This window comes from Protofrankia sp. CiP1_Cm_nod3 (assembly GCF_982290655.1).
The window spans coordinates 1-6,710 of sequence record NZ_CEVIVD010000181.1 but is presented as its reverse complement, the minus strand read 5'-3'; the positions used below and the strand labels follow the sequence as shown (position 1 = coordinate 6,710).

The 6,710-nt window shown below is 67.0% G+C and carries 7 protein-coding genes and 1 pseudogene; 6 read left to right on the top strand and 2 right to left on the bottom strand.

The features are described 5' to 3' along the window. Positions 1–508 precede the first annotated feature (508 nt). The 5 genes from AC5LUJ_RS21860 to AC5LUJ_RS21840 all read left to right on the top strand — a co-directional run bounded on the left by AC5LUJ_RS21860 (position 509) and on the right by AC5LUJ_RS21840 (position 4,280). Positions 509–1,375 carry a ZIP family metal transporter gene (locus tag AC5LUJ_RS21860; RefSeq protein WP_250286240.1) on the top strand — a complete coding sequence of 289 codons (867 nt, stop codon included), beginning with the start codon at positions 509–511 and terminating at the stop codon, positions 1,373–1,375. Between the two features lie 676 nt (positions 1,376–2,051). Then, a complete protein-coding gene (locus AC5LUJ_RS21855; RefSeq protein WP_250286242.1) occupies positions 2,052–2,288 on the top strand; it encodes an NfeD C-terminal domain-containing protein in 237 nt (78 codons plus the stop codon). 20 nt (positions 2,289–2,308) lie between these two features. Continuing rightward, entirely contained in the window at positions 2,309–3,484 is a 1,176-nt protein-coding gene (locus AC5LUJ_RS21850) for an SPFH domain-containing protein (protein WP_250286244.1), read from the top strand. A gap of 371 nt (positions 3,485–3,855) precedes the next feature. Then, entirely contained in the window at positions 3,856–3,987 is a 132-nt protein-coding gene (locus tag AC5LUJ_RS21845) for a pyridoxamine 5'-phosphate oxidase family protein (protein WP_250286246.1), read from the top strand. Beyond that, positions 3,984–4,280 carry a pyridoxamine 5'-phosphate oxidase family protein gene (locus tag AC5LUJ_RS21840; RefSeq protein ID WP_250286248.1) on the top strand — a complete coding sequence of 99 codons (297 nt, stop codon included), beginning with the start codon at positions 3,984–3,986 and terminating at the stop codon, positions 4,278–4,280. Before AC5LUJ_RS21845 ends, AC5LUJ_RS21840 begins: the two co-directional genes overlap by 4 nt. Before the next feature lie 881 nt (positions 4,281–5,161). Here the strand turns inward: AC5LUJ_RS21840 and AC5LUJ_RS21835 are convergent. Continuing rightward, entirely contained in the window at positions 5,162–5,365 is a 204-nt protein-coding gene (locus AC5LUJ_RS21835) for a cold-shock protein (RefSeq protein ID WP_131764847.1), read from the bottom strand. 386 nt (positions 5,366–5,751) lie between these two features. After that, positions 5,752–5,994 carry a hypothetical protein gene (locus AC5LUJ_RS21830; protein ID WP_250286252.1) on the bottom strand — a complete coding sequence of 81 codons (243 nt, stop codon included), beginning with the start codon at positions 5,992–5,994 and terminating at the stop codon, positions 5,752–5,754. 59 nt (positions 5,995–6,053) lie between these two features. Between AC5LUJ_RS21830 and AC5LUJ_RS21825 the strand changes: the two are divergent. Continuing rightward, a pseudogene (locus tag AC5LUJ_RS21825) lies at positions 6,054–6,456 on the top strand (DDE-type integrase/transposase/recombinase); the annotation flags it as partial. Positions 6,457–6,710: the final 254 nt, after the last annotated feature.

Sequence of the window (6,710 nt, the reverse complement as noted above, 5' to 3'; positions counted from 1 at the left end):
ACCCGCCGACCTCGTCGCCGCCCGCTCCACCCTCACCGGCGAGCACCTCGCGGCCTACGTCGGCACCTGACCGAGGCCCTCGCGGACACCGTGAGACGAGTTCTCTCACCTGTTTCGACTCCTCCCAGTGAACCGGGAGCGGGGCGTGTTCGACAGGGGCGAGTGGCTCCACCCGTTGGCCACGCATTTGCTGGGCGAAGGAGGCGCCTGCTGGGTGGGGACAGCTCGAACTGCCAGTCGTGCCAGGCGGTGCGGCCAGGGTTCGGCGGGGATGCCCGCGGCAGCCGCCACCCGTAGGTGCGTATCGGGAGACTTTTCCTTCGGCGGGAAGGCCTGCAATCAAGATCGTCGGTAATCGGTGAACGCAACAGCGCTCCCAGCAGTAGGTGCCTCGGAGGTGAGTCGCTCCCACCGCTGAACCGTCCGGTCAGCAGTCCCATCAGGAAAAACTTGCCTCTACGCACAATTTAGGACAGCCTAACCTAACTGATCTGTCGGAGGAGGACACATGGGTCTGGGCCGCACGCTGCTACTCGGCGCCATCGCCGGAGCGACGATTCTGCTCGGCCTGCCGGTAGGGCGACTCAGGCGGTCCGCACCCACACTGCGTGCGCTCCTGAACGCGGCGGCGGTCGGCGTGTTGCTGTTCCTGGTGTGGGATGTGCTGTCTGCGGCCTGGGAGCCCATCGACGGGGCGCTGACCGAGATACACACCGACCACCACGGCATCGGCCGGGCGGTCGGTTACGGGCTACTGTTCAACGGCGGGATCGCGGTGGGTCTGCTGTCGCTGGTGGTCTATGAGCGGTGGATGGGCCATGCCGCCGGCGGAGAACGCCGGTTCGGACCGGGCACGATGGCCGCGGGGGAACTGACAACTCGACAGGTCGGCCTGGCAGCATGGTCCCCGGCGAAACGCCTCAGCCTGCTGATCGCGGCGGGGATCGGGCTGCACAACTTCGCTGAAGGCCTGGCCATCGGCCAGTCCGCCGCCTCCGGTGAAGTCACGCTGGCCACCCTGCTGGTCATCGGCTTCGGGCTGCACAACGCCACCGAAGGCTTCGGAATCGTCGCACCGCTGGCCGGCGACACCGCTGGTACCCCCGTCCGCCCCGGCTGGGGATTTCTGCTGACCATGGGTCTTATCGGCGGCGGCCCCACATTCATCGGTACCGCTGTCGGACACAGCTTCACCAACGAAGCCCTCAGCGTGGCCTTCCTGACGCTGGCGGCAGGGTCGATCCTCTACGTCGTCATCCAACTGATCACCGTAGCGGCGAGAACCCGACGTATGGATCTGCTCGCCTACGGAATCCTGCTCGGTCTGATCGCGGGTTTCGCCACCGACGGCATCGTCACCGCCGCCGGCGCCTGAACCCAAGGCGGAACGATCATCTTTTCGTGCTGCCGGAAGGTCCTCATGAACTGCTGATGAGACTGGACCGCGGCAACCCGATCGTCGCCACACCCGTACACAGCGGGCCCTCAGCAACCTCTTGAACAGTTACTAACCGGATGTCAGGTGGCGCACAGCCCGGAGATTCGCGGTGAGTATGTGCCGCCAAGATGGCGGTGCGTGAGGAGGCGCGACATCGACAAGCTGCGCTCCGGCGACGAGGCGCTCAACCGGCCCCATGACCGCCCCGGCCCGGGCACCGACAGCCCTGACGGGACGACAGCCGGGTAGGCGACCGTGTCCCCCGCTGCGGGGCCGAAAAGTGGAAGGCGCGACCTGGTGGCGTAACACGAGGATCCCGGCCTCCTTCGCGGCGGCCGAACGTGTCAGCAGTACCAGCGCCAGCCGGAGACGCCCAGCAGGATGCGGCAGGATCAGGTATGGCAGACGCAGGGCCACAAGCCCCGACCATGCCCGAGCGGGGACCGTCAAGATAGACGGCCATGGACAGCTGGCCGCAGGATGATGCTGTAGGTCAAGACCCATGACACAGTCTTCGGCACCAGTACCCTCCGCACAGGACATCCCGCCTGCCACAGTGGTGTTCAGCGGTCGACGATGGCTACTCGGAAGCATGGGCGGGAGGAGGAATGCCGTGGGTGACTCGTCGGTCATCGGTCGCGTCGGCCCCCTCATCGTCGCCACTCGGGGCCCTGGCGGCGCTGGCGAGGTGAAACTGAAGGTGCGTGGCGGTGTCGAGACCTACCTCGCCTGGTCCGACGACCCGCTGCCCAAGGGCGCTTCCGTCCTCGTGGTCGGTAGCCGGGGGCCGCGTACCGTCGACGTGGTGCCGTGGACAGACTTCACCATCACGGTCGACAGCGGTAGCTGACTTGGTCTGAGGGAGCAACGATGCTGGGCTACAGAGTGCCTGCGCCTGACGAAGCAATGCTGATCTCGGGAGGCAAGAACCGCGGCGAGGCACCGTTCCGTGTGGTCACCGGGCACGGCGGCTTCGTCATACCGTTCTTTCGTAAGGTTCGTTTCCTGAAGCTGTCCATGTGCGAGGCGGAGGTTGCCGAGACCTGCGTGACCCACCAGGGCATCGCCCTCAACGTCCGCGCCGTCATCGCATTCAAGGTCGGCAACGACAGCGAAAGCATCGTCAACGCCGGCCAGCGCTTCCTGTCAGACCAGGACCAAATGTCGGTGCTGGCCGGACGGATCTTCGCCGGCCATCTGCGGTCGATCATCGGCTCGATGACGGTCGAGCAGATAATCCAGGAGCGGCAGAAGCTCGCTACCGAGGTACTGGACGGCTCCAAGGAGGAGATGGCCAGGATCGGGCTGACAGTCGACGCGCTGCAGATCCAGTCCATCGACGACGGCGGGCTCGGCTACATCGCGGCTATCGCGGCGCCACACAACGCTGCCATCCAACGACAGGCCCAGATCGCGCAGGCGCAGGCCAACCAGGCAGCCGCCGAGGCCGAGCAGGAGTCGCAGCGCAAGCAGGCCGAGTACGCGCGACAGACCTCCGTCGTGCAGGCCCAGTACCGAGCCGAGATCGACAAGGCGCAGGCCGAAGCCGCTCAGGCAGGACCGCTGGCCAAGGCGCAGGCCCAGCGTGGCGTCATCGCCGCCCAGACCGAGCTGGCCCAGCGCGAGGCGGAGCTGCGCCAACAGCAGCTCGTCGCCGAAGTCGTCAAGCCGGCTGAAGCAGAGGCCGAGCGGGTGCGCATCCTGGCCCTGGCCGAGGCCGAGAAGATGAAGATCCAGGCCGAAGCTGCGGCGTCACATAACCGTGTCGCACTCGACCGGATGCTAATCGATCAACTGCCCGAGATCGTCAAGCAGGCAGCGTCTGGTCTGGCGGGAGCGAACGTCACCGTGCTGAACGGCGCGGACGGCATCGGCGAGATCGCCAGTGCCCTTGTCGGCCAGGGCATGGCTATTTTCGAGTCGCTACGAGGCGGCGTCGGGCAGCCAGAGCACGACAAGGGAGACCGGCGCAGCAGCGGCAGCGCCCCACGATCCGAACTCCAGCTGTCACGGCCCACCCCCCGCGCGCAGCCCGACGCCAACTGACGCGGACGTCCGAAACGCGCTCCGCGCAGTACGGTCTCGGCGGCTTTCTCCTCCGTCCGGCGGCACCGCTCAGCCAGCTCGGCATTGCCCGCCAGGAGCTGGCGGGCAAGCACGACGCGCTGCTCGCGCGAAAGCTCCTCCGGGTCGGGTACCCCGCGTGCTGACCAGGACCGACCTGCCGCCCGGTACACGCACCAGCCCTGCTGCAAACAGTCAAAACTCGGTGTGGACGACGCACCACTCGGACAGTCAACACGCCGGACAGCCACCACGCTTAGTATTTACAGTCCCGCTGCCCACACTAGGCTGGTGCGGACGGTGGTTCCCGCTGCTCCGGGCGCCGCCTCCTACCTGACACCGAGGGGGTCTGCGTGGCCGCACTGACCGACGAGGCGCGATCTGTGATCACCGGTGGGCATCTGGGTCACCTGGTCACCCTCAACCCGGACGGCAGCCCGCAGGCGAGCGTGGTGTGGTGGGGCTGGACGGGGACGCCATCGTGACCGCCCATCTGGCGGAGTACCAGAAGATCCGTAACATCCGGCGGGACCCGCGGGTCGTACTGACCATCGAAGGCGGCGTGACGAACGCGGCCGGCCTGGCCGAGTACCTCATCGTCCACGGGCGTGCCACGGTCAACGAGGGCGGCGCGCCCGCCCTCCTGAACCGCCTCGCCAAGGTCTACCTCGGCCCGGACGCCAGCTACCCCCCGACGCCGAACCCGCCCGAGGGCTACGTGCTCTCGATCTCCGTTGACCGCGTCGGGGGAGTCGGCCCCTGGTCCGGCGACCACTGACCGGAGGCCCGCGGCTCCGCCCGGGCTTCGGAGGGCACTGTTGCATTCGCGTACACCGGCAGATCTTGGCCGCAAGTCCTCCGGCGTCGAGGCTCACCAACACGGCTCCGGGCGGCTGGTAGCCCACTGACCGGGGCACATGAGCGCGTCCGACAGGAAGATCCGCAGTGAAGATCGCCTGTGATCGGCGAATGCAACAGCGCCGTCCGAGCCGGGTGAGTTCTCCTTGAACGCGGCGGTGCCCCCGTGAGGGTTCTCCCGGGTCAGCCGGACGACCAGCTCGCGCAGCTCGTCATCGATTGTTGGGCGTCCGTGCCGGTTCGGGTACGTCCACCGGCGTGTGACCAGACGGTGATGCCACGCTGACAGCGTGGCAGGAGCGACAATGCGATGGCGACGTAGTTCGTCGGGTAGCAGCCGCGTCAACGCGGACAAGATCCCACGGTCCGGCCATGAGAGGCGCGGTGGGCAACCTGACGGCGCAGGACCGGGACCTCGTGCCTTGGCATCAGGATCTCGACATCCTTCACCGCGGATCTGCGCAGCGCCAGACTCAGCGAGCCAGACAGCCTCACCGTGATCAGATACGTCGACCGAAACAGCACGACCGCTGACCATCGCACGGCCACGACCCGACTGAAACCGCCGATGACCGCCCCGACGTCAGCTTCGGCACGGTACAAAGCCCGGGAGGGACGTGCAGTGCTGGTCGGTCACGGTCCTAGCGACGGTCGTCCTCGGCAAGGCCGAACGGACCGCGGGCTATCCACCCACACGCGACTCCGACCCGCTAGATCTTGCAAGCCGCCCATGGGCCTCGATGCGGCCGTTCGTCACCGTGTTCGACGCGACCGACAAGAATGATCGTCCGCGACCGCAGATCAGACCGGGCGGACGTGCTCGGCCTGCGGACCCTTCTGGCCCTGCGTGATGTCGAACTCCACGCGCTGGTTCTCCTCCAGGTTGCGGAAGCCGGCGCTGTCGATGGCCGAGTAGTGAACGAAGACGTCGGGACCGCCGCCGTCCTGGGCGATGAACCCGAAGCCCTTCTCGCCGTTGAACCACTTCACAGTGCCCTGAGCCATGTGTTCTTTTCCTTCGTGGGGGCCGTACCGGGCCGCCTGCTGCGAGTCCCGGGTTGCCGTGGTGTGATCGTCCCCATGTCGGATAGGACTGGAAAACGAAAAACGCCCGCTGTCAGACTCCACGGGCGTTCGAAACGTTCGAGGAAACTCCAACTGCAACGCATCGACCTTACCAGATTCCATGGCCCGACGCGGAGCCAGGGGCAACGGGGCAACGGGGCAACGGCGGCGTAACTCGATCAGTGCGAGTGGCGACAGGCTGGAGCCGACGTTGACGCGGCCGTCGACAGGCACCGGGTCGAGTGCCCGGGGAGCGGCATGACCGGATACTTCCTGCGGCGTCGATGGGCGACACTGTCCGTGCGGGTCTGACGCCCCTATGTTCGTCAAGCCGCTGGACCGACCAGTCCAGCCGTCCGGCCGGTGGTCCGCGGGAGCGCGTGATAGATCTCCCGGGCGACGTACCGCTTCCAACAGCGGACGATCTCCCGTCGGGTCGCGCCTTCCGCGATCCGTCGCTGCTGGTAGGTCCGGCTCCGAGGATCACAGCGCAGCCGGGTGAGAACGATCCGGTGCAGGGCGGTGTTGGCCTGGCCGTCCCCACCCCGGTTGAGACGATGCCGGTGGATCCTGCCGGAGAAGGCCCCGATCGGACGGGCACCGCGCAGGGCGGCGAAGGACGCCGCTGGTCGACCAGGACGGCCAGGTCATCGACGTCCTCGCCGCCGACCACCGCGATCTGGCCGTGGCCCACCGCTTCTTCACCGTCGCGCTGTCGCACGGCCGGCGCCCGGTCGAGGTGAGCGCCGAGCAGGCCGCCACCTACCCAAGGGTCCTCGACGAGCTGCTGCCCAGCCTCCTGTCACATCGACGCCCGGCGGGCAAACAACCGGATCGAGTCCGATCACGGCCAGCCGAAGGTCAGGCTGCGGCCGATGTGCGGACTACAACGTGTCCGTTCCGCCCAGACCGTCAACCCCGGGCATGCGTTCGTGCGGAACATCCGCCGTGGCCACTACGAACTCGCCGTCGACACCGAACCGCGCCTACGGGTGTCGACTGCCTTCATCGAGCCCACCCTGGCGATCTGATCAACATTCAGACGGAGTCCGTTATGTCTTGCTTTCCCATAACGCAACAGATCTCCGCCGATGCCAGCCGTGGAGGCGGCAGGTTCCCGGCGGCGGAAACCAGCCACAACGTGGGGGAACGGCGTCCCAGCATCCAAACCATTGCTGAGCATAATCATACTGTCATTATCGGACATTTAGCCGTGCGGGACGGCACCGCCCCGCCCCTGACGCTCTCCCGCACGTCATGTTCGATGCTACCGATCGCTCCTCCC

What these genes read in the sequence shown, in the direction of transcription:
- AC5LUJ_RS21860 (WP_250286240.1), top strand. Translation starts at nt 509, where the DNA reads ATGGGTCTGGGCCGCACGCTGCTACTCGGCGCCATCGCCGGAGCGACG.
- AC5LUJ_RS21850 (WP_250286244.1), top strand. Translation starts at nt 2,309, where the DNA reads ATGCTGGGCTACAGAGTGCCTGCGCCTGACGAAGCAATGCTGATCTCG.
- AC5LUJ_RS21835 (WP_131764847.1), bottom strand. Translation starts at nt 5,365, where the DNA reads ATGGCTCAGGGCACTGTGAAGTGGTTCAACGGCGAGAAGGGCTTCGGG.